At 67.6% G+C, this 25,485-nt stretch carries 28 protein-coding genes; 5 read left to right on the plus strand and 23 right to left on the minus strand.

Annotation, left to right across the window (positions count from 1 at the left end):
• Nucleotides 1–35 precede the first annotated feature (35 nt).
• The 6 genes from argS to xseA all read right to left on the minus strand — a co-directional run bounded on the left by argS (nt 36) and on the right by xseA (nt 5,955).
• The gene (gene argS, locus E4341_RS05745) at nt 36–1,838 is read right to left on the minus strand and encodes an arginine--tRNA ligase (RefSeq protein ID WP_165115841.1); all 1,803 of its coding nucleotides are present in this window, start codon (nt 1,836–1,838) and stop codon (nt 36–38) included.
• A complete protein-coding gene (locus E4341_RS05750) occupies nt 1,838–2,524 on the minus strand; it encodes a Tat pathway signal sequence domain protein (protein WP_066552151.1) in 687 nt (228 codons plus the stop codon). The genes argS and E4341_RS05750 overlap by 1 nt, the downstream gene beginning before the upstream one ends.
• Before the next feature lie 108 nt (nt 2,525–2,632).
• Nucleotides 2,633–3,076: a PaaI family thioesterase gene (locus tag E4341_RS05755; RefSeq protein ID WP_055804066.1), complete on the minus strand. Its 444-nt coding sequence runs from the start codon at nt 3,074–3,076 to the stop codon at nt 2,633–2,635.
• A 74-nt stretch (nt 3,077–3,150) separates the two neighbouring features.
• Nucleotides 3,151–3,717 (minus strand): DUF3035 domain-containing protein, encoded by a 567-nt coding sequence (locus E4341_RS05760; protein WP_153922976.1) that lies wholly within the window; start codon nt 3,715–3,717, stop codon nt 3,151–3,153.
• A 71-nt stretch (nt 3,718–3,788) separates the two neighbouring features.
• Entirely contained in the window at nt 3,789–4,295 is a 507-nt protein-coding gene (lspA, locus tag E4341_RS05765; protein WP_165115843.1) for a signal peptidase II, read from the minus strand.
• A gap of 64 nt (nt 4,296–4,359) precedes the next feature.
• Nucleotides 4,360–5,955, minus strand: a complete 1,596-nt coding sequence (xseA, locus tag E4341_RS05770; RefSeq protein WP_165115845.1) for an exodeoxyribonuclease VII large subunit — start codon at nt 5,953–5,955, stop codon at nt 4,360–4,362.
• Nucleotides 5,956–6,020: 65 nt separating this feature from the next.
• On the opposite strand from xseA, the gene E4341_RS05775 reads away from it, so the two are divergent.
• From E4341_RS05775 to purD, 3 genes are all read left to right on the plus strand, one after another.
• Nucleotides 6,021–6,182: a hypothetical protein gene (locus E4341_RS05775; protein ID WP_165115848.1), complete on the plus strand. Its 162-nt coding sequence runs from the start codon at nt 6,021–6,023 to the stop codon at nt 6,180–6,182.
• Nucleotides 6,183–6,198: 16 nt separating this feature from the next.
• Nucleotides 6,199–6,630, plus strand: a complete 432-nt coding sequence (locus tag E4341_RS05780; protein ID WP_165115850.1) for a PRC-barrel domain-containing protein — start codon at nt 6,199–6,201, stop codon at nt 6,628–6,630.
• Between the two features lie 73 nt (nt 6,631–6,703).
• The gene (gene purD / locus E4341_RS05785; RefSeq protein WP_165115852.1) at nt 6,704–7,978 is read left to right on the plus strand and encodes a phosphoribosylamine--glycine ligase; all 1,275 of its coding nucleotides are present in this window, start codon (nt 6,704–6,706) and stop codon (nt 7,976–7,978) included.
• Nucleotides 7,979–7,981: 3 nt separating this feature from the next.
• On the opposite strand, the gene E4341_RS05790 is transcribed toward purD, so the two are convergent.
• On the minus strand, nt 7,982–8,674 hold the full coding sequence (locus tag E4341_RS05790) for a murein L,D-transpeptidase catalytic domain family protein (protein WP_055753294.1): 693 nt from the start codon (nt 8,672–8,674) through the stop codon (nt 7,982–7,984).
• A gap of 147 nt (nt 8,675–8,821) precedes the next feature.
• Here E4341_RS05790 and E4341_RS05795 point away from each other — a divergent pair, with 147 nt between their 5' ends.
• Nucleotides 8,822–10,114, plus strand: a complete 1,293-nt coding sequence (locus E4341_RS05795; protein ID WP_370458481.1) for an amidohydrolase family protein — start codon at nt 8,822–8,824, stop codon at nt 10,112–10,114.
• On the opposite strand, the gene lpxK is transcribed toward E4341_RS05795, so the two are convergent.
• Genes lpxK through E4341_RS05820 form a run of 5 tightly spaced genes read right to left on the minus strand, consistent with a single transcriptional unit; the run spans nt 10,099 to nt 15,477 of the window.
• A complete protein-coding gene (gene lpxK, locus E4341_RS05800; protein WP_165118594.1) occupies nt 10,099–11,115 on the minus strand; it encodes a tetraacyldisaccharide 4'-kinase in 1,017 nt (338 codons plus the stop codon). The genes E4341_RS05795 and lpxK overlap by 16 nt on opposite strands.
• Nucleotides 11,112–12,404: a 3-deoxy-D-manno-octulosonic acid transferase gene (locus E4341_RS05805; RefSeq protein WP_165115856.1), complete on the minus strand. Its 1,293-nt coding sequence runs from the start codon at nt 12,402–12,404 to the stop codon at nt 11,112–11,114. The genes lpxK and E4341_RS05805 overlap by 4 nt, the downstream gene beginning before the upstream one ends.
• Nucleotides 12,405–12,414: 10 nt before the next feature.
• Nucleotides 12,415–13,098 (minus strand): lysophospholipid acyltransferase family protein, encoded by a 684-nt coding sequence (locus tag E4341_RS05810; RefSeq protein WP_165115858.1) that lies wholly within the window; start codon nt 13,096–13,098, stop codon nt 12,415–12,417.
• Nucleotides 13,095–14,924: an ABC transporter ATP-binding protein gene (locus E4341_RS05815; RefSeq protein ID WP_165115860.1), complete on the minus strand. Its 1,830-nt coding sequence runs from the start codon at nt 14,922–14,924 to the stop codon at nt 13,095–13,097. The genes E4341_RS05810 and E4341_RS05815 overlap by 4 nt, the downstream gene beginning before the upstream one ends.
• A gap of 31 nt (nt 14,925–14,955) precedes the next feature.
• Complete coding sequence (locus E4341_RS05820) at nt 14,956–15,477, minus strand: hypothetical protein (protein ID WP_165115863.1); 522 nt, start codon at nt 15,475–15,477, stop codon at nt 14,956–14,958.
• An 88-nt stretch (nt 15,478–15,565) separates the two neighbouring features.
• Here E4341_RS05820 and E4341_RS05825 point away from each other — a divergent pair, with 88 nt between their 5' ends.
• Nucleotides 15,566–16,231 carry a tyrosine-protein phosphatase gene (locus tag E4341_RS05825; protein WP_165118596.1) on the plus strand — a complete coding sequence of 222 codons (666 nt, stop codon included), beginning with the start codon at nt 15,566–15,568 and terminating at the stop codon, nt 16,229–16,231.
• Between the two features lie 6 nt (nt 16,232–16,237).
• On the opposite strand, the gene E4341_RS05830 is transcribed toward E4341_RS05825, so the two are convergent.
• The 11 genes from E4341_RS05830 to E4341_RS05880 form a co-directional block, all read right to left on the minus strand.
• Nucleotides 16,238–16,450, minus strand: coding sequence for a hypothetical protein (locus tag E4341_RS05830; protein ID WP_165115865.1), 213 nt, complete (start codon nt 16,448–16,450; stop codon nt 16,238–16,240).
• Nucleotides 16,451–16,527: 77 nt separating this feature from the next.
• Nucleotides 16,528–16,773, minus strand: coding sequence for a DUF4170 domain-containing protein (locus E4341_RS05835; protein WP_017505336.1), 246 nt, complete (start codon nt 16,771–16,773; stop codon nt 16,528–16,530).
• A 109-nt stretch (nt 16,774–16,882) separates the two neighbouring features.
• Complete coding sequence (locus E4341_RS05840) at nt 16,883–17,680, minus strand: 3'(2'),5'-bisphosphate nucleotidase CysQ (protein WP_165115867.1); 798 nt, start codon at nt 17,678–17,680, stop codon at nt 16,883–16,885.
• Nucleotides 17,677–19,032 carry a TldD/PmbA family protein gene (locus E4341_RS05845; protein ID WP_165115869.1) on the minus strand — a complete coding sequence of 452 codons (1,356 nt, stop codon included), beginning with the start codon at nt 19,030–19,032 and terminating at the stop codon, nt 17,677–17,679. The genes E4341_RS05840 and E4341_RS05845 overlap by 4 nt, the downstream gene beginning before the upstream one ends.
• Before the next feature lie 39 nt (nt 19,033–19,071).
• On the minus strand, nt 19,072–19,479 hold the full coding sequence (locus tag E4341_RS05850; RefSeq protein ID WP_055753303.1) for an MAPEG family protein: 408 nt from the start codon (nt 19,477–19,479) through the stop codon (nt 19,072–19,074).
• 3 nt (nt 19,480–19,482) lie between these two features.
• Nucleotides 19,483–21,252, minus strand: a complete 1,770-nt coding sequence (locus tag E4341_RS05855) for a M14 family metallopeptidase (protein WP_240893628.1) — start codon at nt 21,250–21,252, stop codon at nt 19,483–19,485.
• 102 nt (nt 21,253–21,354) lie between these two features.
• Nucleotides 21,355–21,987: a hypothetical protein gene (locus E4341_RS05860; RefSeq protein WP_165115873.1), complete on the minus strand. Its 633-nt coding sequence runs from the start codon at nt 21,985–21,987 to the stop codon at nt 21,355–21,357.
• Nucleotides 21,988–22,017: 30 nt separating this feature from the next.
• A complete protein-coding gene (locus tag E4341_RS05865) occupies nt 22,018–23,547 on the minus strand; it encodes a UbiD family decarboxylase (protein WP_165115875.1) in 1,530 nt (509 codons plus the stop codon).
• 10 nt (nt 23,548–23,557) lie between these two features.
• Nucleotides 23,558–24,220, minus strand: coding sequence for a Pr6Pr family membrane protein (locus E4341_RS05870; protein ID WP_165115877.1), 663 nt, complete (start codon nt 24,218–24,220; stop codon nt 23,558–23,560).
• A gap of 18 nt (nt 24,221–24,238) precedes the next feature.
• Nucleotides 24,239–25,081 (minus strand): aldo/keto reductase, encoded by an 843-nt coding sequence (locus E4341_RS05875; RefSeq protein ID WP_165115879.1) that lies wholly within the window; start codon nt 25,079–25,081, stop codon nt 24,239–24,241.
• A gap of 38 nt (nt 25,082–25,119) precedes the next feature.
• On the minus strand, nt 25,120–25,482 hold the full coding sequence (locus tag E4341_RS05880) for an MmcQ/YjbR family DNA-binding protein (protein ID WP_153922959.1): 363 nt from the start codon (nt 25,480–25,482) through the stop codon (nt 25,120–25,122).
• Nucleotides 25,483–25,485: the final 3 nt, after the last annotated feature.

The following is a 25,485-nucleotide window of genomic DNA, read 5'->3' on the forward strand; positions in this document are numbered from 1 at the left end:
GGCGATCTCCGGGAGGATGTCGCCCCGTCTATACCCTACATCCGCTCCGGCGTGTCGATGCCCAGCAGATTCAACGCGATTTCCAGCTGGCGCAAAGCTGCGGCGGACAGGGCCAGGCGCGAGTGTTTGGTCGCTTCGTCCGGCGCGATCAGCACGGGGCAGGCGGCGTAGAATTTCGAGAAGGACTGGGCCACCCGATAGGCGTGTTCGGCGACCAGATGCGGCATCCGCTTGTCGTAGGCGTCCGACACGGCGGTCGAGAAGGCGTCCAGCGTCAGGGCCAGATCGCGCTCCGCCGGTTCGGCGATGACGATGGCGCCGGGCGTCAGCCCCTGTTCGGCGCCCTTGCGCAGCAGGGATTTGATGCGGACCGACTGATACAGCAGATACGGCCCGGTCTTGCCCTCGAAGCTCATGAAGCGATCGAGATCGAAGACGTAGCTGGTTGTGCGCGCATTCGACAGGTCGGCGAACTTCAGGGCGGCGATGGCCACCTTGTGCGCGATGGCCTCGAACTCTTCCGGCGACAGGTCGTCGCCCAGCTTGGCCTCGTGCAGGCGCTCGCGCGCCTTTTCTGTCGCCTGGTCGATCAGGTCGCGCAGCTTCAACACCCCGCCCGCGCGCGTCTTGAAGGGTTTGCCATCCTGGCCGTTCATCGTGCCGAAGCCGAGATGCTCCAGCGCGCCCTGTTCGGCGTAACCGGCCAGATAGGCGGCGCGGAAGACCTGTTCGAAATGCTCGGCCTGGCGTTCGTCGACGACATAGAGGGCCAGGTCGGGCGACAGAGCCTTCTTGCGGTCCAGGATCGTGGCCAGGTCGGTCGTGCCGTACATGGCCGAGCCTTCCGAGCTGATGACCAGCAGGGGCGGGGGCGAGGGGGCCTCGATCACCGAGCCATCGGCCAGCTTCTTCTTGCGCGTTTCGCCGGGCTTGGCGACGTGAACCACTTGGGCGCCGTCGTCCTCGACCAGCAGACCGGTCTCTTTCAGGTGCGCCAGCATTTCGGGCATCTGCGGATCGGCGTCGCTCTCGCCGTTCCACAGGTCGAAATCGACCGATAGATCGCCGTATTCGCGCTTCAGCGCCTCGCGGCTGACCGCCACGAAATGCTGCCAGAGCGCGCGATAGCCGGGGCGGCCGTTCTGAAGTTCTGCCGTCGCCTTGCGGGCGCGATCGCGGAAGACCGGATCCTCCTTAGCCTTGCCGGCGGCCTGCGGATAAAGGCGGTCCAGGTCGGCCAAGGTCACGGGGCTATCGACCGGGAAGGGACCGTCGCCCTCGGCCATGAAGGCGTCGGCCAGCTTTTCGTCACCGCAGGCGACGATCAGCAGGCCCATCTGGAAGCCCCAGTCGCCGAAGTGGGCGTCGCCGGTGACATGGTCGCCGCGGAAGCGGAACAACCGCTTCAGGCTCTCGCCGATGATGGCGCTGCGCAAATGGCCGACGTGCATCGGCTTGGCGACGTTGGGACCGCCGTAGTCGATGACCACCTGGCGCGGATGGGGGACGACGGCGGCGCCCGCGTGGGCGGCGTCGTTCGCTACCTCGGTCGCCCGTTCGGCCAATAGCGCGTCGGAGAGCTTCAGATTGATGAAGCCCGGTCCCGCCACTTCGACCGAGGCGAAGCGGGCATCCGCGCTCAGGCGCTCGGCGATCTTGCCGGCCAGTTCACGCGGATTGGCCTTCAGCGCCTTGGCGGCGGCGAGCGCGCCATTGGACTGGAAATCGGCCAGATCGGGGCGGTCCGACGGGGTGACGCGGGCCAGGGCCGGGTCCACGCCTTCGGCGGCGAAGGCGGCGGCGACCGCTTCGCTGAGGACGGTCTTCAGATCAGACATTATTGGCTCGGTGCGGAGGCAGGCGAGGGCGTGGCCGGCGTGGTGCCGGCGTTAACGCGGAAGCGGCTGCCGGAGCGGTTGAACTCGGCCATTTCCGGCGTCACGTCGAAACCGACCAGGATTTCGAAGTTGCTGCCGCTGGTCTCGATGCCGGCGCGCGGAATGACGATGGTGCGCTTTTCGGTGACCGAGGCGGTGCGCTGGCCCTCGAAGTTCACCGGCAGATCGAAATATTCTTTGGACAGGATGGCGTTGTTCCGCTCGGTCACCGCGATCCAGTAGCGATAGGTGCGCTGCTCGCCCGTCGCCTGCGGGCCCCGGCCCAGGTTGAACAGCACGTCCATGTCGACGCGAATCGGATCGGCCTCGCGATATTCGCAGTCCGAAGAGACGCCTTCGATCTCGCCGGTGTAGCCGACGTTGGCCACGGCGGCGCGGCCGCCTTCCAGTTCGACGTAACGGGCGGCGTCGTAGAGGATCTTCACATAGGGACAGGGGCCGGCGTTGGCGCGGCGACGCAGGGGTGCGATGCGCGGCGCGCGCGACGGCGCGGCGTCTTCACCCGAGGCCTGCTGCTGTTGCCCGCCGCGCTCGCGTTGACGCTGGGAGGTCTGGGCCTCGGCGGCGACGGGCAGGACGGAGGCCGCGATGGAGAGGGCGGCCAGGGCGGTGAACACGCGACGCATCAGCTTATTTTTCCGACAGCGAGAGAGGGCGCACGACGATCGGCGGCCGATCATCAACGCTCGCCGCTGATAGCGGCTAAAGCGAGGCGCGGCAAACGCTTGCTGCCCTCAGCGCTCCATCACCAGGCAGGTCGAGGTCGCGGTCGCATAGAGCTTGCCGTCCAGGCCGCGCAGATCGGCCTCCGAGAAGGCCGCGCGGCGACCGGCCTGAACGATCCGGCCCTCGGCACGAACCGGCGTGCCGGCCGTCAGCGCCTTGTGAAAAACCGTCTTCAGTTCCAGCGTCGTATAGGTCTGACCCGGCCGGAGCGTCGAATGGACGACGCAGCCGCAGGCCGAGTCGAGCACCGTCGCGATCCAACCGCCATGGACCGTGCCCAGCGGATTATAGACGGCGGTGGTGGGGATGGCCTCGAACACCACCCGGCCTTCTTCAACTTCGGTCAGTTCGAAGCCGACGGTGCGGGCGATGGGCGCGATAAAGCCGCCCGTCATGCCCAGACGCAGTTGGTCGATCCCGGACAGGGCGGCGATATCGACGGTTTCGGTCATGCAAACGGCTCCTGATCAGGTCCGTTTACAATAAGGACGGACGCTGCCGTGGCAAGCGCCCGTCTTGGCGGTCCTTACAGGCCCGGCAGTTTGAAGCCGTTGCTGCGACGCGGCTGGATCGTGATGGCCTGCTGGCCGCCGGTCAAAGCCTGAAGACGGGCGGCCTCGGTCGAGGCGTCGATGGTCTTCTGGCCTTCAGCCGTTTGGCGGACCGTCGGGGCCTGGGTCGAGGCGTCGTCCTTGCGCCAGAACATCAGGCGATTTGCGAAGCTTTCGTCCTTGTGCGCCAGATCGCCGAACTCGTCATCGACGACATAGCGGGCCAGGGGGTCGGCCTGTTCGCCGCCGGCCTGGGCCACCAGGACCTGTTCGCCCGGCGTGCGGGTGACAGCCTGACGCTGACCCAGAAGGATCTGACGCGCGGCGCTTTCGGGGGCCAGTTCCTGCGGGCGCGGCTGGCCCGGCGCGGGTGGACGCAGGCCGTATTCCGGCGGAATGCTGAGCGGGGCGGTGGAGACGGTGACGAACTCGTCCGGCACAACTTTCGTCAGGCCGATGCCCTGTTTGATGCTTCCGCAGGCCGAGACGGCGAGCGCGGATGAGGCGACGAGGGTCAGGACGGCGACACTGCGGATACGCATGGTTTCAGGCTCTGGTCGGCTGATGCAGGTAGCGCCGCGATGGCGCAGTCGGCATAGTGAAGACGGGGTGATTACGACTTTTCGACGGCCGCGCCAACCTTGGCGGGTTTGTCAGACACCAGACTGTCGATGATCAGCAGCACGACGCCGATGGTGATGGCGCTGTCGGCGACGTTGAACACCCAGGGAAACACGCCGGTGCCCGAGAAGTCGATGAAATCGACTACATAGCCGAAGCGGATCCGGTCGATCACATTGCCCAGCGCCCCGCCCATGACGAAACCGATTGCGGTGATCAGCAGGCGTCGGTTCGATTGCGTCGCCCACCAGGCCAGGCCGGCCGAGACGACGATGGAGAAGATGGCCAGGCCCCAGCGCGCTTCGCCGCCGCCGAACAGGCCGAAGCTGACGCCGGTGTTCTCGACCCAGCTGAAGTTCAGGATCGGCGGGAAGACGGGGATGCGGCCGACTTCCTGCAGCGACAGGCCGCTGATGATCCAGGCCTTGGTCAGCTGATCCAGAACGATGATCAGGAGGGCGAACCCATAGGCGGTGACGGCGAGGCGCGTGATCTTCATGCGGCGCCGTTAGCAGGAAGCGGCGCCGGGGCGAAGCGGAAAACGCGGATCATATCCGCCGCCGTCAGAACAGGCTGCCCTGATCGGCGGCGGACGGCTTCGGCTTGGCCGCAGGACGCGGCGGGGACGGACGGGGTTCGCCGCCGTCGATCGTCGCGGGCTGAACGCCGTCGCCGAACACCAGCTTGACGGCCTGGCCCGCCTCCAGCGCCTTGGCCGAGGTGATCCAGGCGCCGTCTGAATCTTCCACGCGGGCGAAGCCGGGCTTGGGACGTCCGGGGTCCAGCGTCGTCAGCGCCCGTGACAGCGCCGCCAGGCGATCGGCGTCCCGCTCCAAACGACGGGGCATGACCCCGTCCAGTCGCGCGCCGACGGCTTCAAGCCGCGCCTGACGCTGGTCCAGCCGTCGATGCAGCGGTTCGGGCGACAGCCGCCCAGAGACCTGCAACAGCCGCCGCTCGCCGCGCGCCACGCCGGCCTGAAGCGCCGCGCCCAGCCGGTCGCCCGCGCCGCGCAGCCGGTCCTGACCTCGCTCGATCCGCGTGCGCAGCAGGGCCGGGCTCAGCTTGCCGCCCGTTACGGCCAGATGCCGCTCGTGCAGGGCGACATTGCGTTGTAGGCCAGAGCCCAGTCGGCTTGACACATGGTCCAGCCGCTGCTGCGCCAGGGCCAGCAGGTCCTCCGGTCGCGCCGGCAGGCCGCGCGCCACGGCCCGCAGGCGCGTGCGTCGATCCTCGATCAGCCGCCCGCCCGCCTGCACCATGCGCCGGTCCATGTCGGCGACGGCGTAGCGCAGGTCCGCCAACACCGGCGTCGCCATTTCGGCCGCGCCCGTCGGGGTCGGCGCCCGGCGATCCGACACGAAGTCGATCAGGGTGGTGTCGGTCTCGTGCCCCACGGCCGAGATGATCGGAATGCGCGCCGCCGCCACGGTCCGCGCCAGGCCTTCGTCGTTGAAGCACCACAGGTCCTCGACCGACCCGCCGCCGCGCGCGACGATCAGCAGGTCGGGGCGGGGGATCGCGCCGTCTGACGTCATCGCATCAAAGCCGCGAATGGCGTTCGACACCTGACCGCAAGCCGATTCGCCCTGAACTACCACGGGCCAGACGATGACGCGACAGGGCCAGCGTTCGGCGATCCGGTGCAGCACGTCGCGGATCACCGCGCCGGTCGGGCTGGTGATCACGCCGATGGTCGCGGGAAAGGCGGGCAGGGGCGTCTTGCGACCCGGCTCGAACAGACCTTCCTCACGCAGGCGGACCTTCAGCCGCTCCAGCTGGGCCAGCAGGGCGCCGGCGCCAGCCGCCTCCATGCTCTCAATCACGATCTGATAGGAGGACCGCGCCGGATAGGAGGTGATCTTGCCGGTGACGATGACCTCCAGCCCCGCTTCGGGCTGAACGCCCAGGCCGCGCGCCGACCCCTTCCACACGACGCCGTCGATAGCCGACTTGTCGTCCTTCAGCGTCAGATAGATGTGGCCCGAGGCGTGGCGGTTGACCTTGGAGACCTCGCCGCGCAGCCGCACGTGGCCGAACCGGTCTTCCAGCGTGCGCTTTAGCGCGAACGACAGTTCCGAGATCGACAGGGGCGGATTGTTGTCGCGCGGGGCAGGGGCCTCGGCCGGGCCTTCGAATAGGTAGGAGTCGTCGCTCATGTGAAGCATCCTAGCCTGCGTCGATCCGCCCGGGAACGCTGCGCGCGCCCTGCCGTTCGACTTTCATGGCCGCCGACCCGCCCGGAACCGATCCTTCTGACCGTGACCCGCACGAGCGCGATCTGTCGCGCCGCGCCGGGGGCGGCGGCGCCATGAGCCCGTGGCTGATCATCGGCTGCATCATTCTGCTAGGCCTGGGCGTCTATGTCGTCTCGGCCCTGCTTTAATGCCCAAGGAGGCCGTATGAACCGCTTCGTCCCGTTCGCCGCCATTCTTTGCCTGACCGGCGGCGTCGTCGCCTGCTCGGATCGCGACGACGATGTGGTCCAGGCCCCTGCGCCGGGCGCAGCGCCCGTGGCCTTGCCGGATCAACAGGCGGATGCCGCCGCCTCGAACGCCGCCTTGGCCTTCGACATGACCCGCGATCAGCTGGAGGATGCGGACCTGTATTCGCGCGCCAACGTCGATCTGGGCGATGTCGAAACCCTGGTGCTGGACGCCTCGGGCGCCCTGACCCATTTGGTCGTCGAGCTGGAAGGGCCCGGCGACATGAAGGTGCTGGTTCCGGTCGCGGATGTTGCTCCGATCGACCGCAACGGCGACCGGGATCTGGTCACCGATCTGACGCCAGGCCAGCTTCAGGCCCTGCCGGCCTGGACCCCGCCCGTTCGCTGATTGAACGCTGAATGCGGCGTTAAGTCTGACGGGCGCTTGACCGGCCAGCGCCGGCCGGTCATTGCCCGATCTCATGAACATTCTTCTCGTCGGATCGGGCGGCCGCGAACACGCCCTGGCCTGGAAGATCGCCCAGTCGCCGCTGGTCACGCGCCTGGTCGCGGCGCCCGGCAACCCTGGCATCGAGAAGCTGTGCGAGCTGCGCGCCGTCAAGGCGGACGACGCCGACGGCTTGGCCGCCCTGGCCAGAGAGATCAAGGCCGATCTGGTCGTTGTGGGCCCAGAGGTAGCGCTGGCCGCTGGTCTCGCCGACCGTCTGGCTTCGGCCGGCATTCCCTGCTTCGGGCCGACCGCCAAGGCGGCGCAGCTGGAAACCTCGAAGGCCTTTTCGAAGGGCTTCCTTGAACGGCACGAAATCCCCACCGCCGGCTACGGTGTCTACGACACGGTCAAGGACGCCAAGGCGGCGCTGGACGTGTTCCGGCCGCCCTATGTCATCAAGGCTGACGGCCTGGCCGCCGGCAAGGGCGTGGCCATCAGCCCCGACCGCCCCGACGCCGAGGCCGAAATCGAGCGCATGCTGGGCGGCCGGTTCGGTGCGGCCGGCGCTCGCGTCGTGATCGAGGAGTTCATGGACGGCGAGGAAGGCTCGCTGTTCGCCCTGTGCGACGGTCAACGCGCCCTGCTGTTCGGCGGCGCCCAGGACCACAAGCGCGCCTTCGACGGCGACCTTGGTCCCAACACCGGGGGCATGGGCGCCTATTCGCCCGCGCCCGTCTTCACGCCCGAGCTGGTGCAGCAGGCCGACGAACTGATCGTCCAGCCGACGATCCGCAAGATGGCGGAGGAAGGCGCGCCCTATCGCGGCGTCCTCTACGCCGGCCTGATGGCGACCGAGGACGGCCCCAAGGTGGTCGAGTTCAACGCCCGTTTCGGCGACCCGGAATGCCAGGTGCTGATGATGCGGATGGCGGGCGACATCGTCCCCTATCTGCTGGGCTGCGCGCGCGGCGACGTCTCGGGATTGGCCTCGCCCGCCTTCAAGCCTCAGACGGTGATCTGCGTGGTCATGGCGGCCAAGGGTTATCCCGACAGCCCACTGGAAGGCTCGATCATCCGCGGCGCCGACCAGGACTTCGGGCCTCATGTCCAGGTCTTCCATGCCGGGACCAAGCGCCGCGACGACGGCTTGCTGGCCGCCTCGGGCGGGCGCGTCCTGAACGTCTGCGCCGAGGGCGACGACATCGCCCAGGCCCGCGAACGCGCCTATGCCGCCATCCGCAAGATCGACTGGCCGGGCGGCTTCAACCGCTCCGACATCGGCTGGCGGGCGCTGGACCGGGGCTGAAGCCTAGGCCGCTGCGAACAGCAGTCGGCCCTCGCCCATCCGTTCGCGCAGGGCCGGCAGGTCGGTGTGGGCGACCGAGAAACAGCCGTAGCTGCGACCCAGCTTGCCTTCGCGCGCCAGGAAGTCGGGATCGGCATAGTCGGCGCCGTGGATGATGATGGCCCGCTCGCGCGCCTTGTCGTTGGTGTATTCCAGCCCGTCGAGCAGCACGTTCGGCCCCTGCTGCGCGCCCCAGTTGGCGCCGGCCGTCGCATAGGCGCCGATCGAGGACATGTTGGAATCCGGCGTGTTGGAAAAGCGCTGGGCATAGCCGGTGTGGCTGGGGTCCGATCCCCGGCCGTGGCAGGTGCGCAGCACCTTTACTTCACCCGCGATCAGGTCGACTTCGTACAGCCGCTCCTCGCCCGAGAACTTCTGGAAATCGACCAGATACATCCGGTCACGCAGAGGCAGGCGGTGATGGTGGGTGTCCAGCGCGGTCATGGCGCGCTCCATCAGTTCCTTGCGAACGTGACCACGTGGATCCAGCGGCGGCGGCGTCAGGGCGGAGGTCTGGACCGTGGGCAGACCGACCTGCGGCATGGCGATCGGAGTCCCGTTCTGAGCCGTCGTCAGCGGCGCCGTAGCGCTCGCACTGGCGCATCCCGCCAGCATGGCCGATCCGCCCAGAATAAGTCCTCGTCTCGATAGCCGCATGCGACGCCCTCGTTGCGGTTGGTCTTGAGGCGTGTTTGTTTCAGTTGGTTACGGGCGAGGCAACCTGAGCCTTGTGGGGCATTTTTGCGGCCGACGCGTCGCGGGGAGAGATCAATGAAACGTTTCGGAATCGCGCTGGCGGCGCTGATGGCGTCGGCGGAAAGCGCTCACGCGCAGCAAACCCCCGCGGCCACAGGCGTTTCGACGCAACCTAACACAACGTTCGTTGAAGCCGGAAGGTTGCTTGCGGATCCGTCGAACGGCGTTGTGCAACGCGATAAAACTCTCGTGATCAGAGGGAACCAGGTCGTCGAAGTGCGTGACGGCTTTGTCGGCGACGCCTCGCAAGGCAAGGTCGTGGACCTGCGCCAGGCCTTTGTCCTGCCCGGCCTGATCGACAGCCACGTCCATTTGACGAGCCAGCAAAACCCGAACGCACGCCTCGAAGAGGTGACCCTTTCGGACGCGGACCAGGCGATGGTCGGCGCCCGCTACGCGCGTCGCACACTGATGGCCGGCTTTACGACGGTGGCGGATCTGGGCGCCTCGAACCAAGCCATCTTCGCACTGCGGAACGCTGTCAGGAACGGCGACGTGCCGGGACCGCGCATCATTGCGGCGGGGTCGTCGGTGTCGATCCACGGCGGGCATGGCGACATAAACGGCTATCGCGAGGACGTCATGCACCTGCTGTCGTCCGAAAGCATCTGCTCGGGACCTGAGGACTGCATGCGGGCCGTGCGCACCCAGGTTCGCGCCGGCGCCGACATCATCAAGATCACCGCGACGGGCGGCGTGCTGTCCAATACCGCCGCCGGCCTGAACCAACAGTTCAGCGACGACGAACTGGCCGCCATCGTCGGCAGCGCCCATCGCATGGGCCGCCAGGTGACGGCGCACGCCCACGGTGTGGACGGCATCAACGCCTTCCTGCGGGCCGGCGGCGATTCCATCGAACATGGCACCTATCTGGACGATCAGTCGATCCGCCTGTTCAAGTCGAACGGCGCCTGGCTGGTCCCGACCCTGCTGGCCGGGGATTTCGTCGCGCGCATCGCCTCCGGCCCCGACAACTTCTTCACCCCCGCCCAGACGGCCAAGGCGCTGGAGGCCGGGCCCAAGATGCTGGACATGGCGCGCCGCGCGCATGAAGGCGGGGTCAAGATCGCCTTCGGCACCGACTCGGGCGTTTCGGCCCACGGCGACAACGCCCAGGAGTTCGCGCTTCTGGTCCGCGCCGGCCTGAGCCCGCTCGAGGCCGTCCAGGCCGCCACCGTCGGCGCCGCCGAACACCTGCGCATCGCCAATGAGGCCGGCAAGATCGCCGTGGGCATGCCCGCCGACATCGTCGCCGTCTCGGGCGATCCGCTTTCGGACGTGACCGAGCTGGAGCGGATGAAGTTCGTGATGAAGTCCGGCGTGGTCTATCGCGCCGATTGAATCCTGTCGTTCAGGAAGGCGGCGAAAGCCGCCTCGTCCTCGAACCGGGCGACGACTGGCCAAGCGACGACGTCCTTGCGCTGCTCGGGTGTCATCCGGACCCAGTCCTTTTCCGTCGTAACCAAGCGAGCGTCGAACACCGCAGCCCGGTCAGTCAGGAACGTCATGTCGGCGGCGCTATAGGCCGCGTGGTCGGGGAAGGGGACGAAATCGACCAGATCGCAGCCCGCCGCCGTCAGCGACCGCTCGACCTTCCAGGGCTTGGCGATGCCGGCGAACCCGACTTGCGGCCCTGACGGCGGCGGCCCTTCGGGCGTCAGGCGCGCAATGAAGACGGGCAGGGCGCCAACCACCGCCACGAGTTCGGGATCGGCCTCTTCGACATCGGTCGGCAGCATGACAACCACGGCGTCGGCGCGCACCAGCCCGGCCTTCAGCGGTTCGCGCATGGGGCCCGACGGAAAGACCGAACCGTCCCCGAACGGCCATTCGTCGCCGCGCGTCTCGCCGTCCACGACGATCAGGCTGACGGTCTTTTTCAGCGCCGGGTTCTGATGGCCGTCGTCCAGCACCAGAGCCTGCGCGCCCTCCGCGACAGCGGCCCTGGCGCCCGCGACGCGATTGCGCGCGATCCAGACCGGCGACCCCTGCGCCAGCATCAGCGGCTCGTCCCCGACATCTTCGGCCGTATGGATTTGAGGATCGACCCGGACCGGCCCTTCCAGCCGCCCGCCATAGCCGCGCGACAGACCTTGCGCCTCCACCCCCGCCGCCCGCAGCAGCCGCAGGGTTTCGCGCGCGACCGGCGTCTTGCCCGATCCGCCGACCGTCAGATTGCCGACCGAGATGACCGCGCAGCCGGGGTCGATCGGGACGGTCTTGGCGATCCGGCGCGCCGTCACGGCGGCCCAGACCCAGCCCAGCGGTTTCAGCGCCGTGCGCGTCATCCGGGCGTGGTTGCTGTCGCGCACATACCACCAGCGCGGCGTGTTCAGCTTCATCGCCGGCCCTGCCTCTGCGGCATCAACGGCGACAGCAGCGCCCACAGTCGCTCCAGCCCGCCTCCAGCTTCGACCGCCGCGCGACGCCCGCGCTCGCCCATGGCCTTGGCCGCGTTCAGGTCTTCCAGCAGGGGCTCGATCACGCCGGGCAGGTCGGACGGCGCCTGAACCAGAGCCAGGCCCCCCGCCTCGACCAGGGCCGCCGTCACCGGCGCCCAGTTGGACGCATCCGGCCCTGTAATCGTCGGCTTGCCCAGCCGCGCGGGCTCCAGCGGATTGTGCCCCCCGACCGGCGGCAGGCCGATGGCGGGCGCGAAAGACCCGCCCATCACCACGACATCGGCCAGCCGCAGGAACAGGCCCATCTCGTTCAGCGTATCGGCCAGATAGATGTCGGTGTCCGGCCCGATCGTCTCGCCCCGCGAGCGCATGGCGAAGGCGTATCCGTCGTGTTGCAGCGCCTGGGCGATGTGCCCCCCCCGCTCGGGATGGCGTGGCGTCAGAATCAGGCAGACTCGCTCGCTCAGATGGTCCAGCGCGCGCACGATGGCGATCTCTTCGCCCTCGTGGGTGCTGGCGGCGACGATCACCGGCCGGTCGCCAATGGCGGCGGACAGGCGGCTGAAGGCGGCGGGGTCGTGGGGCAGGGCCTCGCCGGACAGTTTCAGGTTCACCAGCCCGTCGATCCGCGCGCCCATGCCCTCCAGGCGCTGGGCCGAAACCGCATCCTGCGGCAGGACCAGATCAAAGGCGCCGGTCAGCGCCTGCGCGGAGGCCGGAAACCGCGCCCAGCCCTCCACCGTCTTTTCAGTGATGCGCGCGCTGACCAGGGCCAGTTTCACGCCCCGCCGCCGCGCCGCCAGCAACAGATTGGGCCACAGTTCGCTCTCGACGAAGACCGCAAGGCTTGGCCGCCAATGGTCCAGGAACCTCTCGACCACGCCGGGGGCATCGACCGGCGCATATTGGTGGATCACGCCCGACGGCAGGCGTTCGGCCAGAATCTGCGCCGAGGTCACGGTGCTGGAGGTGACCAGAACGGTCAGGTCGGGACGCGCCTTCGTCAGCCGCTCGACCACGGGCAGCAGCGACAGGCTCTCGCCGACACTGACGCCGTGCAGCAAGACCAGATCACCTTCGGGGCGCGTGGTGCGGGTGAAGCCCATCCGCTCGTCCACCCGCACCGGGTCTTCCTTGCCCCGCCTGGCGCGCGCATCCAGCAGGCGCGGGGCCAGCGGCTCCAGCGCGCGCGTCGCCAGCCGATAGGCGATCAGCGGCAGCGGCGTCACGGCTGCATCCTCACGGCTTCAGGCCCGTGATCGCATCGGCCCGCGCCTCGACGGCTTTCAGCCGCGCGGTCCAGTCGGCGACGACATCGGCCACGTCGGTATCGGCGGGGAAGTCGGCGCGATCCCAGACGATCGCGCCCTTGCCAAAGGGCAGCGGCAGAACGGCCCTGTCCCAGCTCTTCAGCCGGATCGCCGGATTGCAAGACATGCCGATGAACAGGGCGGGCGCCTTTGACAGTTTCGCCATCAACGGCAGGCCCTCGGCCATGACGTTCGCCGGCCCGCGCGGCCCGTCCGGGGTAATCGCCAGAGCGCCGACCTTCAGCTGTTTCAGCCCATCCCGCAGCGCCTGAGATCCGCCCTTGGCGGCTGCGGCCTTGTCCTTGTTGGCGGATGATCCGCGCACAGCGGGGAACCCCTGACGCGCCACGGCCTTTGCGATGAACTCGCCGTCTGCGGATAGCGAGATCAGGGCCTTGGCCGGTTGCGCCCGGTCCAGCGGCCAGCAAGCGGGCGCCAGGCCGATGCGCGAATGCCAGAAGACGCACAGAACGCCGCCGCCTTGGTGCCAGACCTTTTCCGCGACCGACGGGTTCTCTTGGGTCCAGCGGATGGTCTTGATGCAGAACCGCATCCACTGCGCCAGGGTCCAGGCCAGGGCGGACTGGACGACGGGATTCCGAAACGGCCTCACGCGACCGTCTCGACGCTGGGCGCGGCGCCGTCCAGCGACTGCTGGCGCGCCAGGCGAGAATAGAGGCCGCCTCTGCCGACCAGGGCGTCGTGCGCGCCTTCCTCGACCACGCGGCCAGCCTCGATCACATAGATGCGGTCGGCGTTCCGGACGGTGGACAGGCGGTGGGCGATCATCAGGGTGGCGCGCCCCTGCATCAGCCGCTCCAGCGCCGCCTGGACCAAGGCCTCGCTCTCGGTGTCCAGGGCGCTGGTGGCCTCGTCCAGCAGCAGGATCGGCGCATCCTTGACGAAGGCGCGGGCGATGGCGATCCGCTGGCGCTGGCCGCCCGACAGCCGCAGGCCCGCCTCTCCGGCGCGGGTGTCATAGCCTTGCGGCAAGGCTGTGATGAAGTCGTGGGCGGCGGCGGACCGCGCGGCGTCCTCGATCTGCGCTTGTGTTGCGCCCGGCCGGCCATAGGCGATGTTGGCGGCGATGGTGTCGTCGAACAGGAAGGGCTCCTGCGTCACCAGGGCGATGTGGTCGCGCAGGTCATGGATGCGAAGCGCGCGCACGTCTGCGCCGTTGATCGTCACAGCCCCGCCGGTCACATCATAGAAGCGCGGCAGCAGGCTCAGGATCGTGCTCTTGCCGCCGCCCGACGGCCCGACCAGGGCCACCGTCTCGCCCGGCGCGACCCTTAAGGACACCCCGTCCAGCGTCGGCGCATCGGTCCCGGGGTAGGCGAAGGACACCTTGTCCAGCATGACCTCCACCGGCCCGGCGGCCAGCGGCGCGGCGTCGGCCGCCTCGCGAATTTCCGGCTGGATGTCCAGGGCGCCGAACAGGCGCCGGGCGGCGGTGAAACCCTCGCTCATCACCGTGGCCAGGTTAGTCACCTGACGCAGGGCCTGCCCGGCGGCCAGCAGCATGCCGATGAAGGCGGCGAAGCCGCCCACGGTCATGTCGCCCGACTGCGCCCGCCATCCCGCGTAGGCCATGACGGCGGCGACGACGATATAGGCGACCAGATCGCTGGAGGGGCCGGCGAAGGCGCGGGCGTTGGCGCCCTTGATGACGTGGCGCTGGCGACGGGCGACCACCTCGGCGACGCGGTCCTGTTCGGCGGCCTCGCGGTTTTCGATCTTGATCAGGCGAACCCCGTCCAGGTTCTCCATCAGGGCAGTGGACAGGTTCTCGGTCTCGGCCATGGCGCCGACGGCGGCCTTGCGCGTCTTGCGCCCGAACCGGCGCAGCACCAGCGCCACCAGCGGCACGCCCAGCAGCACGACGATCGTCAGCTGCCAGTCGATGAAACCCATGTAGATCAGCACCGCGATCAGGGTCAGCAGGTTCTGGGTGTAGTTGACCACGCCCGAGGTGAAGGCCTCGCGCACCATATTGGCGTCGAACAGCACCGAGGAGACGAAGCCGCCCGAGTGCTGGCTGCGTAAGCGCGCCAGATCGGCGCGGATCATGGCTCCGAACAGGCGGATCTGGATGTCGCCGACAATGGTGTGACCCAGCCGGTTGACCAGGGCGGCCTGTCCCAGCGCGGCGAGCGTTCGCGCAATGGCGACGGTCAAGATAGCGACCGGAATCCACACGACGGCCTTGTCCGCCGGAAACGTCACGAGGCCGAACAGACTGATCGGCCTGGTCCCGCCCAGGAACAGACCGTTCACGGCCGGTTCCAGCAGCTTCAGCAGCGCCGCCGTCAGCAGGCCGGTCACCGCCGCGCACAAGACAGACAGGATCAGCGACCCCTTGTGCTTGGACAGATAGTCGCGCCAAATCCGCGCCAGCAGGGCGCGCAGCGGCATGGTGTCTGAGGCGGCGACGGTCATCGGCTCTCGGTCGTCCGAGCCGCCGTTCAAGTCAAGGCTTGTCCGGCGACGGTTCCAGCGCAAGGCCCGGCTCGTCGGCGCGGATCAGGGTTTCGCCGGGCGCCTCCTGGATCCTGGCAGCAGGCGGAACCGTCGGATTGGACGCATATCGACGGCCGTTGAACGGCACGGCGGCCTCATAGCCCTCGGTGATTCCGCCGCCCGCAACATAGACACCCAGATCCCGTCGGCCATGGGTCTGTCGCTCCAGCAACCGGATCGGCGCGCGCGCGACGCTGATCTCGCCGACCGAGCGATAGGTTGCGCCGGTGCGGTCCAGCACCAGCAGCCGGCATCCGCCGGAGCCGCACCAGTTTGGGCCGGTCAGATAGACCAGGGTCATCGCCCCGTCCGGCGTGATCGCGGCCGTATAGCGGGTGGTGTCCAGCGCCTCCTTGGCCCGGTCACGCAGATAGGCGATCAGGGCGGGGTCTTCGGGCGGTGGCGTCTGGGCGGCGGCCGCGCCGGCCCACAGGCTGGCGGCGACGACGGTGGCTGCGGCGAGGGTTTTCATCGGGGTGCTCTCCGGTCTCGACAAACATTCCAACGCATCAGGATCGAGATCGGATGACGCGGCGGCGTCGGATCGCTATCTGGCGGGCATGGCGCGCTTCGACTTCTCGACCGCGATGGGCCGTTTTCGGGCGCATTGGCATTATTTCTGGGCCGACCATGCGTTTCTGCGCGTGGCCTTTTCCAACGCCCACTGGCTGGGGCCGGATCTGGTGCGCACCAATCAGCCGTCGCCGCGCCAGCTGGCTTATTGGAAGTCTAAGGGCGTCAAGACGGTCATCAATCTGCGCGGCGAGCGGGATGAGGGCTATTACTGGCTGGAGAAGGACGCTTGCGAGCGGCTGGGCCTGACCCTGATCGACGCGCCGCTGGACTCGCGCGATCCGCCCGAGACGGTGCGCATCCACCGCGCGCGCGACCTGTTCAGGACGATCCAGTATCCGGTGCTGATCCACTGCAAGTCCGGCGCGGATCGGGCGGGCATGATGGCGGTCTTCTATCGCCACTTCCACCTGGGCGAGCCGATCTCGGTCGCCATGAAGCAGCTCTCCAAGAAATATCTGCATTCCCGCGAAGGGCTGACCGGCGTGCTGGACTATACGCTGGAAAAATACGTCAACGAGATCGAGCCGAAGGGCATCAGCTTCATCGAGTGGGTCGACAGCCCCGACTACGACCCCAAGGCCATCCGCGCCGAGTTCAAGGCCGGCTGGTGGGGCACGCTGCTGACCGACAAGCTGCTGCGGCGGGAGTAGGGGGCTTCAGCCCCAGGGACCGGTCTTCGGTTCGTCGCCGGCCTCGCCGTTTGCGCGGGCCTCGGCGGCCAGTTCGGCGTCGCGACGCGCCTTGCGGTCGGCCTCCCACTGCTTGAACCAGCGGGCGTAGTCGATGTGGCCGCGCAGCGAAAAGCTGAACAGCGCCAGCACGGCCAGCAGGCTGACCAGTTGAAAGATCTGTTGCGGTTCCAGGTTCATCGTCGTCCTCGCCTACAGATCGAAACGTCGGATCGAGGAGCCGGTTCGGCCCCTCGATGTCGCACTCAGTCCTCGGCTCAGGCCGCGTCGCCGCGCGGATCGATCAGCTTGTGGGCATGCAGGATGAAATAGCGCATGTGGGCGTTGTCCACGGTCGCCTGAGCGCGCGCCTTCCAGGCCTTCTTGGCTTCGTCATAGCTGCCGAAGGCGCCGACGAACTCGACCTGCGACAGGTCGCGGAAGGTCGGTTCGCCAAGGTGACGAAGCTCGCCGCCGATCACGATGTGCAGAAGTTGCGGCGGGACGGCGTTCTGATCGGTCATCGGAAATCCTGAAGGCTGGGCCGGAAGGCTTGGGGGGAGGAGGTTTGCGCGCGGCATAGGCCGAGAACGCCCTAGGATCAATGTGGGCCGGGGTTTTTCCGCCCCCGCCCTAGGTCGAAAGCGGCACGTTTTTACAGCGCCGCACGATCATCGGCTGGATGATCGGGGCCGCGCAGACCAGGCTCGCTTGACGAGGATCCGGCCGGTTGAAGGCCCACGGCCGCCCGTGGTGATCGCTGACCCTGGCGCCGGCTTCGGTCGCGATCAGCCAGCCCGCAGCGACGTCCCAGTCCCATTTCGGCGTCAGTGCCAGGGCGGCGTCAAAGGCGCCGGCGGCGACCAGCGCCATCCGATAGGCCAGGGCGTTGCGTTTCTCGAAACGCATCGACGGCCAGGGTTCGTCGGCGAAATAGGGCGCTTCGATCAGTCGCGCATCGCCCAGGATCGAGGCGTCCTCTAGCGTATCGATATCCGAGGCGTGGATCGGTCGGCCGTTGCGCCGCGCCCCGCCGCCACGCGTCGCCACATAGGTCTCGTCCACCTCGGGCGCATGGATGACGGCGGCGACGACCTCGCCGTCCTCGACCACGGCGATGGGCACGCACCACCACGGCGTCCGTTTCATATAGGCGACGGTGCCGTCGATGGGATCGACCACGAAGATGCGGCGTTTCGACAGACGCTCGGCCGTATCCGCCGTCTCTTCCGACAGCCAGCCATAATCGGGCCGCGCCGAAAGCAGCCGGTCCCTCAGCATGGCGTCGACCTTCAGGTCGCCGCTGGTGACGGGCGAACCGCCGACCTTGGACTCGATCTTCAGCCCCGCCTCACGCTCGGCGATGGCCAGCGCCCCGGCGTCGATTGCCGCCTGGCGGATCAGGTCGAGGTCGGCATGCAAATCGATCATTTGCCCGCGATGGCCACCGCATCGAACATCAGGCTGGGCACGTTGAACCCGCCCCGGAACTCCAGATCCGAACCGCGCTGGATACGCAGATAGAGGTCGGTCAGCTTTCCCGCGACCGTGACCTCGCTGACCGGATAGGCGATCACGCCATTCTCGAACCAGAAGCCCGACACCCCGGCGGACCAGTCGCCGGTGTTGCCGTTCAGCGACGGGCCGAACATCGACGTCACCAGAAGGCCGGTCCCGGCGTCCGCCATCAGGCCGGCCAGATCCCGCTCGCCCGGCTCCATATGCAGATTGTGGGTCGAGACGCCGGATGGCCCTGCCAGACCCCGCGATGCATGGCCGGTGGTTTCCAGGCCCAGTTGTCGGGCCGATGCGCTGTTCAGCAACCAGGTGGTCAGGACGCCGTCGTCGAACAGGGCGCGCTTCTGGACCGCCACGCCTTCGTCGTCGAACGGGGTCGATCCCATGCCACGCGGGCGGAACGGATCGTCGATCAGGGTGACGCCTTCGGCGAACACGCGCTGACCCATGCGGTCCTTCAGAAACGAGGTGCCGCGCGCGATCGACGGGCCGGAAATGGCGCCGATGGCCGGAGAGACGATCTGGCCCGCCATCCGATTGTCGAAAATCACCGGGGCAGTGGTGGAGGCGATCTTGCGCGGCCCCACGCGGGCCACGGCGCGCTCGCCGGCGGTGCGGCCGATCAGGTCGGCGCCCGGCAGGTCGGACAGGTGGCGTGTCGAACGGCTCTCGCCGCCGCGCTCCATCGCGCCGTCCTTTTCGGCGATGACGCCGACGCCCAGCGAGAAGGCCGACCCTTCATAGGCGCCGTCGAAACCGTCAGAGGTCACAAGCCGCCAGCGGGTGGACGACCAGCCGGCATGGCCGCCTTCCGACCGCGCCACGCCGGGGACCGTCAAGGCCGCCGCCTCGGCCTCGGCCGAGACCTGTTCCAGAGTTTTGGCGCTGCGTTCGCTGGGATCGAACAGGTCCAGATCAATGAACGGGCCGCGCGCCAGCCGATCCTCGGGCGCGAAACCCGCGTGGGGATCTTCCGGCGCCAGCCGCGCCATGGCCACGGCCCGCTCGACCAAGCGCTGCTGGGTCGCCGGCGATAGGTCCGAGGCCGAGACCGACGCCTGCCGTTGGCCCACAAACACGCGCAGGCCCAGATCACGCGATTCCTCGCGTTCGACATCTTCTAGCTTGCCGTTGCGCACCCCGACCGACAGGGATCGGCGATCGGCGCTGACCGCCTCTGCGGCGTCGGCGCCGGCCTTCAGCGCGGCCTTGACGATGTCGTTGAGAAGATCGGTGGAAACGGGCGCAGCCAGGGTTTCAGTCATGCCCCGATATGGCGGACGCCCCGCTGCACCGCAACCGCGTCAGACGACGGCGAAGGCGATCAGGCCCACAGCCGCCGTCAGCAACGCCACCCAGGTCAGCAGCATGCCGACGACACGACCCAGCGACGGCCCGGTCTGCAGCAAAAGACCCAGGGCATGGGCGACCCGGCCGACGAACAGCGTCGCGCCGACCCCGTGGATCATCCAGGCCGGCGCGCCGACGGCGGCCAGCAGCAGCATGGCGATCATGCCCGGCGTCGCATATTCCACCAGATTTCCGAAGGCGCGGCTGGCGGCCATCAGATCCGCGTTTCCGCCGTCGCCGAACGACACCATGTGTTTGCGCCGCCCGCTGACCACGATGCCCGACAAGACCAGCATCATCAGGATCAGCAGGCCGCTCCACAGGGCGGCGGCCTGGACGGCGTACATCAGCGGCGTGGTCATCGATCAGTCCTCGCGCCCGACGGGGTAGAGCAGATAATGGTCGTCATAGAAGGGCGTGCGTTCATAGAACCAGGCCAGACGCGCCTGCGGATCGGCGGCGAACGTGGCGTCGGCCGCCACCTTGGCCTCGAACTCGGCCTTCAACGCCGGGTCCGCCGCCATCATTTTGTCCGCCAGCGGCGCGATGGCGTAGGCCTCGATATATTCGACGCGGCTCATCACCTCGGGGAACATGCCCCAGGCGAAGAAGCTCTCGCTGGATTGCGGCTCCAGCAGCAGCACGACGATGTCGCCCAGCGGCTGATCCGTCGGCACGCGCACCGAGCCGGTCGGATACGTCCAGTCGCGCTTTTCGACCTCCACCGTCTTCACCGAAGCCTGCACGTGACCCTCGTTGGCGCGGGTGGCCAGCTTGGGCTCGACCAGGCGCAGCATCGAAAGGTTTACGATGCGCGCAGCCTCGACCGTTTCCATTTCGATCCCGTGCGTTTTCAGCCGCTCGATGATGTCGGTGCGATAGCCCGGCACCCAATAGGCCGTCGGCCGCGTCAGGGTCAGCGTCGGCTTGGAGCCATAGAAGGGCATCTGCCACAGGTCGGGATCGGGGCGGCCCAGCCAGCGGATCTCCTTCCGACCCGAGGCGGGACTGTCATACATTTCGTACAGCATGCCCTTGAAGGGCCGGGTGGACGACGCCGCCTCGTCGGCCTCGAAGTTGGCGGGGATCTGCGTCGGACGCAGGGCCTTGTCCTGATCCGTCGCAGCGCGAAGACCGGCGCCCTGATCGGCCAGCAGACGCATCGCCTCCTCGATGAAGACATAGGTGCCCAGCACCCGTTGTTCGTGCGGTTTCAGGCTATGGTTCTCGATCAGGATCGTCGGCACATGGGCGGCTGCGCCCCAGCCGTTGGAAAACCGCTCGCCCAGGCCGCCGTCCGACAGGCCCTTCTTGGGTTCGTCGTCGTCGATGCCGAACACCAGTTCGCCGGGGATATGGCCTTCGCGTTCCAGCGCGGCGTTCATCGCCGGCTTGAACACCGAATCCAGCCAAGCCGAGCCGTTCGGCGAACGGCTGAAGGTCCCGTCCTCGCCGTTGAAGCCGTAGGTGACGTCGTACTGGTAATCCATGCCGTCGGTGACGTGGACGTCCACATACAGGTCCGGCCGGTATTTCAGGATCAGGCCGCGCACAGCCCGCATCTCGGGCTGGTCCAGCTTCAGATAGTCGCGGTTCAGGTTCTGGTTGGTCGCCGTATTGCGCCAGCCCTGGATGCGCGGGCCGCGCTGGTTGGGCCGGGAATAGGGGCCGGAACGCTCATGGCCGTCCACGCTCAGGATGGGGATCAGGATCAGGTTGACCCGGTCCAGCAGGGCGTCCTTCCCATAGAAGGCGATGTCGCGCAGCAGCATCATGCCCGCGTCCTTGCCGTCGATCTCGCCGGGGTGGATGCCGGCCTGGATCATCAGCACCGGCTTGGCGGGATCAAAGGCGGCGCCATCCTTGGAGGCGATCACCGCATAGATGGGCCGGCCCTCGGGCGAGACGCCGAACTGTTCGATGCGGATCAGGTCGCTGGCGGCGTCCAGACGATCGAACCAGGCGCGGGTGTCGACATAGTTGGGGCTGAAGTCGCGGCCCGGATCGGCCTCGAACGCCGTGACCCAAGGATCAGACGCATCGCGCAGCAGCGCCTTGGACGCACCGTCCCAGGCGGGGGCGGGCGGCAAGAAGGTCTGATCCCAAGGTGCGGTGTTGGGAAGCGTCTGGGACATGGCGGGGCTCACGCTACAGGCAAGGGCGGCGACCAGCGCCGAAACCAGAAGAGGGGACTGCATGGGCCTTTCGTGAGCCGATTGCGCGGCCCTGACAAGGTTTCAACCGCCGCCGCCCAGCGCGGGCGCCCAGCCGCCGGCCTTGAGCAGCAGCGCCGCCGAGTTCCCCATCTGCCAGAGACTGTACAGCAGCACGACGACCAGGGCCCCAACCGCAATCCGGCGCCACGGCGCGAACGCCGCCGTCGCCGTGCCGATCACGAAGATGGCGACCCCGACCCACAACCGCACCGAGCCGGCGATCTTGGCGAAGCCGGGATTGAGCTGGGCCAGGATGATAACGATCACCGCCACGATCAGATTGGCCGCCAGGATGCAGCCGAACACCAGTCGTCGATGTGACCAGAAATGGTCGTCCAGATCGATCCGATCATCGCCGCCTTCGGCCGACACGCGCGGGAAGGTCACGCTGGCGGCGACATAGAAGGTCGCGGCGATGGCCAATGAAATCAGCAGCACGAAGGTGTTGAACGGCGCGCCCCGGAAGATGACCCAGGCCTGGTTCCAGAAGGTGGCGATGTCGATGGCCACGAACAGGGCCAGCATCGGCGTCAGCCAGCCGAACCGAATCCGCTGCTTCTCATGCAGCACCCGCGCGAACCCGCCGACCAGTTCGGCCACCGACAGTCCCAGCAGCAGGCCGTAAAAGCTGAAGAAGAACTCGAACGCGCTCACATCGCCCCCCGGCGTGACCAAAAGCGAAGCTTATTTCCAGATCGGCGTTCCGTCACCCGGCAGGTCGAGACGATCCCACAGGTCGTTGACCCGTTCGACGACCGCCTCGTCCATGCGAATTTCCTCGCCCCATTCGCGCTTGGTCTCGGGCGGCCATTTGTCGGTGGCGTCCAGGCCGATCTTGGAGCCAAGCCCGCTCTCTGGGCTGGCGAAGTCCAGATAGTCGATGGGGGTGGACTCGATCACGGTGATGTCGCGCGCCGGGTCCATCTTGGTCGAGATGGCCCACATGACGTCCTTCCAGTCGCGGGCGTCGATGTCGTCGTCCACGACGATGACCCATTTGGTGTACATGAACTGGCGCAGATAGCTCCAGACGCCCAGCATCACCCGCTTGGCGTGGCCTGGATAGGCCTTCTTCATCGACACCACCGCGATCCGGTAGCTGCAGCCCTCGGGCGGCAGCCAGAAGTCCGTGATCTCGGGAAACTGCTGGCGCAGCAGGGGAATGAACACCTCGTTCAGCGCCTCGCCCAGCACGCTCGGCTCGTCCGGCGGCCGGCCGGTGAAGGTGGTCAGATAGATGGGGTCGCGGCGCATGGTGATGGCGCTGACCTTAAAGACCGGGAACTTCTCGACCGAGTTGTAATAGCCGGTGTGGTCGCCATATGGACCCTCGTCTTCGAACTCGTCCAGCAGGACGTGGCCCTCCAGCACGATCTCGGCCTGGGCCGGCACCATCAGCGGCACGGTCTTGCATGGGACCAGCTCGGCCTTGGCGCCCCGCATCAGGCCCGCGAACTGATATTCCGACAGGGTGTCCGGCACTGGCGTCACCGCCGCCAGGATCGTGCCGGGATCGGCGCCCAACACGACCGCGCAGGGCAGCGGCTCCTTGGGCCGCGCCTTCTTGTGCCGGGCATAGTGTTGCGCCCCGCCGCGGTGGGCGAGCCAACGCATGATGGCCCTGTCCTTGCCGAGCACCTGCATCCGGTAGATGCCCAGGTTGAAGTCGTCTTCGCGGTCGTCCGACGGCCCCTTGGTCACGACCAGGCCCCAGGTGATCAGGGGCGCCGGTTCGCCGGGCCAGCACGACTGGACGGGCAGGGCGGTCAGGTCGATCTGATCGCCCTTCAGCACCACCTCCTGCACCGGCGCCTTCTTCACCGTCTTGGGCCGCATCGACAGGACGGTCTGCATCAGCGGCAGCATCTCCATCGCGTCGCCCAGACCGCGCGGCGGCGTCGGATTGCGCAGGAAGGCCAGCAGTTCGCCGACCTCGCGCAGTTCGCCCGCCGTGGTCCGGTCTTTGCCTTCCAGCGTCACCCCCATCGCGACCCGTTTCACCGTGCCGAACAGATTGGCCAGACAGGGGATGGGACTGATCGTGCCGTCCGGCATGACCGGCTTTTCGAACAGCACCGCCGGACCGCCGTTCCTCAGCAGCCGGGTCTGAATCTCGGTCATCTCCAGCACGGTGGAGACGGGTTCGGACACCCGCACCAGTTCGCCCTTGGCTTCCAGCTGGTCGATGAAGTCACGCAGGGATTTGTAGGCCATGCCGCGACGCTTAGGCGGGAGTGGCCCCTGTGTCACGCGTCGCGCGACCGAACAGCCGGTCCAGCCCGACGAGGCCGAGCCCGACGATCAGGAAAAACATCAGCAGCACGCCGAAGATCACCACGACCCGGACCAGTCCCAGCTGATCCACATTGACGAAGCCATAGGGCCACCAGCGCGTCGCCAGTCCATGAACCAGGGTCCAGCCGCCGTAGACGAGCGGAAACGCCAGCCACTTCGCCGGATCGATCCAGCGCAGCCGCCCCTTGGGGCTGAACCACAGCCAGTCCAGCACGAAGGCGGCGGGCATGACGTAGTGCAGCACCAGATTGACCACCAAGGACCAGCCGGTCGGGTTCCAATAGGGATGCAGCAGGAAGTGGTACACCACCCCGACCACCACGATGTACATGGCGACGGCCGCCCTGACGCCTTCGCTGGCTGACCATCGGGCTAGCCGCGATCCTTCACCCAGCAGCGGCCCGGTAAAGGCCAGGGCGACCAAGATGTTGGTTAGGATGGTGAAGAAGCTGAAGTAGTTGATCGTCCGTTCGAGCACGGTCCAGCCCTGGGCCGGCGCGATCATCAGCAGATATTGAAGCGCCAGCGCGGTCCAGCCCACGACGGCGAACGTCGCACGCCACAGCCTGGGCTGGTCCCGCTTGCGAAACACCGGCGCCTCCCTTGTCGGTCAGGCGGCAGTCTTGTCCCATTCGAACGCCGGGTCCAGCCAGTCGCCCAGTCGCTCGCCGCGATCCAGGGCGTCCATCCGCTGCATCTCCTCGTCCGTCAGGGCGAAGTCGAAGATGTCGAAGTTCTCGCGCGCGCGGCTTTCCTTGGTCGTGCGCGGGATGGCGATGATCCCGTGCTGGATCAGCCAACGCAGGGTGATCTGGCCGTTGGTCTTGCCGTGCGCGCCGGCGATCTCGCTGATCGTGGCGTCGTCGGCGATCTTGCCTTGCGCCAGCGGCGACCAGGCGGTGATCGACGACCCCAGCTCGGCCGCCGTCGCCACCAGCTGATCGACACCCAGATAGGGGTGATGCTCGACCTGATCGGTCAGCAGGCGCGCCTTGGACAGGCTCTGCGCCTGGCGGAACTCCTTGGAGGGGAAGTTGGACAGGCCGATCGACTTGGTCAGCCCTTGGTCCTTGGCCTCGTTCAGGGCACCCAACGTCTCTTCGAACGTCGGCGTCGTCTTGGGCCAGTGCAGCAGCAGAAGATCGGGCGTCGTGCCCAGGCTGTCGGCCGATTCCCTGGCCTGTTTCAGCAGGGCGTCGTGAGTGAAATGGTCGACCCAGATCTTGGTGGTCAGGAAGATGTCCTCCCGCGCCACGCCGGAGTCGCGAATGCCTTCGCCGACCGCCTTCTCGTTCTTGTAGATCCAGGCCGTATCGATGTGGCGATATCCGATCCGCAGCGCCTCAGCGACCATGCGCCGCGCATCGTCCGGCTCCAGCTGCCAGGTGCCGAAACCGAGCAGGGGGATTTCGATACCGTCGACGGTGATCGTGGGTTGGTCGCCATAGGCCATGGGGCGCTCCTTGGGCTGGGTCCGCTTGAGGGGCGTAGTTAGGCGCCCGACCCCGCTCCGATAAGGTCTGGATGCGCCTTGGACAGTTTTTTCGGCGCGATCCGACGCCATCGCTTCTCAAGCGCCGCCCTCAGCCAGACGGGATCGACGCTGGCGACGCGCGCCAGGACTATGGGATGATCGCGATAGTGGTCGGTGAAGTGAAAGGTCGCCGGGTCCATCTCGATCAGCAGTTCGCGCTCATCCAAATTGTCCAGATGCACCACGATGCTGTCGTCCAGCGCCGGGCGCATCCAGGTGAAGAACTTGCCCGCGACCTTGAACGACGGCTCGCCATAGGACACGCCATCCTCCACGCCGGGAAACGAGAGCAGAAGGGCGCGGACCTCGTCGTGGGTCATCGG

The organism is Brevundimonas sp. 'scallop' (genome assembly GCF_011045535.1).
Lineage (GTDB): Bacteria > Pseudomonadota > Alphaproteobacteria > Caulobacterales > Caulobacteraceae > Brevundimonas > Brevundimonas vesicularis.

Bases quoted from the DNA above. Each gene is read 5' to 3' on its own strand.
- E4341_RS05760 (WP_153922976.1), bottom strand. From the start codon at position 3,717: ATGCGTATCCGCAGTGTCGCCGTCCTGACCCTCGTCGCCTCATCCGCG.
- E4341_RS05865 (WP_165115875.1), bottom strand. From the start codon at position 23,547: ATGGCCTACAAATCCCTGCGTGACTTCATCGACCAGCTGGAAGCCAAG.
- E4341_RS05775 (WP_165115848.1), top strand. From the start codon at position 6,021: ATGGCCGCCGACCCGCCCGGAACCGATCCTTCTGACCGTGACCCGCAC.
- E4341_RS05820 (WP_165115863.1), bottom strand. From the start codon at position 15,477: ATGAAAACCCTCGCCGCAGCCACCGTCGTCGCCGCCAGCCTGTGGGCC.
- xseA (WP_165115845.1), bottom strand. From the start codon at position 5,955: ATGAGCGACGACTCCTACCTATTCGAAGGCCCGGCCGAGGCCCCTGCC.
- E4341_RS05825 (WP_165118596.1), top strand. From the start codon at position 15,566: ATGGCGCGCTTCGACTTCTCGACCGCGATGGGCCGTTTTCGGGCGCAT.
- E4341_RS05850 (WP_055753303.1), bottom strand. From the start codon at position 19,479: ATGACCACGCCGCTGATGTACGCCGTCCAGGCCGCCGCCCTGTGGAGC.
- E4341_RS05750 (WP_066552151.1), bottom strand. From the start codon at position 2,524: ATGCGTCGCGTGTTCACCGCCCTGGCCGCCCTCTCCATCGCGGCCTCC.
- E4341_RS05855 (WP_240893628.1), bottom strand. From the start codon at position 21,252: ATGTCCCAGACGCTTCCCAACACCGCACCTTGGGATCAGACCTTCTTG.
- E4341_RS05755 (WP_055804066.1), bottom strand. From the start codon at position 3,076: ATGACCGAAACCGTCGATATCGCCGCCCTGTCCGGGATCGACCAACTG.
- E4341_RS05835 (WP_017505336.1), bottom strand. From the start codon at position 16,773: ATGACCGATCAGAACGCCGTCCCGCCGCAACTTCTGCACATCGTGATC.
- E4341_RS05790 (WP_055753294.1), bottom strand. From the start codon at position 8,674: ATGCGGCTATCGAGACGAGGACTTATTCTGGGCGGATCGGCCATGCTG.
- E4341_RS05880 (WP_153922959.1), bottom strand. From the start codon at position 25,482: ATGACCCACGACGAGGTCCGCGCCCTTCTGCTCTCGTTTCCCGGCGTG.
- E4341_RS05780 (WP_165115850.1), top strand. From the start codon at position 6,199: ATGAACCGCTTCGTCCCGTTCGCCGCCATTCTTTGCCTGACCGGCGGC.
- lpxK (WP_165118594.1), bottom strand. From the start codon at position 11,115: ATGAAGCTGAACACGCCGCGCTGGTGGTATGTGCGCGACAGCAACCAC.
- purD (WP_165115852.1), top strand. From the start codon at position 6,704: ATGAACATTCTTCTCGTCGGATCGGGCGGCCGCGAACACGCCCTGGCC.
- E4341_RS05840 (WP_165115867.1), bottom strand. From the start codon at position 17,680: ATGATCGATTTGCATGCCGACCTCGACCTGATCCGCCAGGCGGCAATC.
- E4341_RS05875 (WP_165115879.1), bottom strand. From the start codon at position 25,081: ATGGCCTATGGCGACCAACCCACGATCACCGTCGACGGTATCGAAATC.
- E4341_RS05845 (WP_165115869.1), bottom strand. From the start codon at position 19,032: ATGACTGAAACCCTGGCTGCGCCCGTTTCCACCGATCTTCTCAACGAC.
- lspA (WP_165115843.1), bottom strand. From the start codon at position 4,295: ATGAAGATCACGCGCCTCGCCGTCACCGCCTATGGGTTCGCCCTCCTG.
- E4341_RS05830 (WP_165115865.1), bottom strand. From the start codon at position 16,450: ATGAACCTGGAACCGCAACAGATCTTTCAACTGGTCAGCCTGCTGGCC.
- argS (WP_165115841.1), bottom strand. From the start codon at position 1,838: ATGTCTGATCTGAAGACCGTCCTCAGCGAAGCGGTCGCCGCCGCCTTC.
- E4341_RS05815 (WP_165115860.1), bottom strand. From the start codon at position 14,924: ATGACCGTCGCCGCCTCAGACACCATGCCGCTGCGCGCCCTGCTGGCG.
- E4341_RS05795 (WP_370458481.1), top strand. From the start codon at position 8,822: ATGGCGTCGGCGGAAAGCGCTCACGCGCAGCAAACCCCCGCGGCCACA.